Here is a 982-nt window from a genome sequence, read left to right as displayed (position 1 = left end):
GAGGAACACGTGACGGTGGTGCCGGGTTCTTACTTGTCCCGTGAAGTTGATAATTCTAATCCGGGCGCGGGCCGTGTCCGCATGGCTTTAGTTGCACCGTTGGCGGAATGCGTCGAAGCTGCCGAGCGTATTCGCGCCTTCATTAATCGCCGCAAATAAAAAGCATCTAGCCTGTACTGTGCAATGCAGTACAGGCTTTAACGAATGAAACATCCACACACTGCATTTAACTTTACGCACGACACCCAACTAACTAACCTTATCTCAACCACCAACTTATAGTCAGCCTACAAATTGCTGCTATAACTTTAATTATTTAGTTTATAAGGATATAAACATTGGACATTTTTTTGTGTGAGACCCCAACCCCTGTTGACCCGTACTTATCTTACGAAGCAGCCGTACAAGAACGAAAAAGCAACCTGCATGATAAAAAATCAAATCTTYAAACCCGCAGCGTGGGTGCGCACACCAAGTACTGGGCACCCGGCAGGACGCTCAAAATTGCAATCGCTCGGCTGGACGATGAATTGTTTGATACCGTCAAAAATGCCATCAACAAATGGGCGCCTTACGTCAGTCTCAGTTTTCAATTTGTAGACCTCAGTGACGACTGATGAACAGTATGAAGGTGACATCCGCGTGGAGCTGTCACCTCTTTACAATACCGTGGCACGTTCACTTATAGGGACGGATGCATTGGCGGCTCCGGCCCATGAAGCAACCATGTGGTTAGGCGTTAATACCACTGACCCAAAATATGAATCGGTAGTTATTCATGAGTTCGGACACGCTTTGGGACGACTGCACGAGCATCAACACCCTGACGCGAGCATTCCATGGGACAGGGAAAAAGCTTATGCCGCACTCGAAAAAAACCATGGAATGTCGAGAGCCGCAGTGGACGCCATCGTATTCCCCCTCCCTCGAGACAACAATTTGACTTATGCCCCCTACGACCGACTTTCCGTGATGCATTACC

Annotated in this window: 2 protein-coding genes and 1 pseudogene; all 3 read left to right on the top strand. The window is 48.2% G+C overall.

Annotated elements, in window-relative coordinates; all coding sequences use genetic code 11:
• Positions 1-159: pseudogene (locus tag AC1DRJ_RS29580) on the top strand (succinyldiaminopimelate transaminase); the annotation flags it as partial.
• A gap of 179 nt (positions 160-338) precedes the next feature.
• A complete protein-coding gene (locus AC1DRJ_RS29575; protein WP_477805245.1) occupies positions 339-617 on the top strand; it encodes a hypothetical protein in 279 nt (92 codons plus the stop codon).
• A partial coding sequence (locus tag AC1DRJ_RS29570) for a M12 family metallopeptidase (RefSeq protein ID WP_477805244.1) occupies positions 607-982 on the top strand: 376 nt, incomplete at its 3' end. The genes AC1DRJ_RS29575 and AC1DRJ_RS29570, both read left to right, overlap by 11 nt.

Source organism: Pseudomonas sp. P5_B2 (genome assembly GCF_056400445.1).
This window is presented reverse-complemented; position numbering and strand designations above follow the sequence as displayed.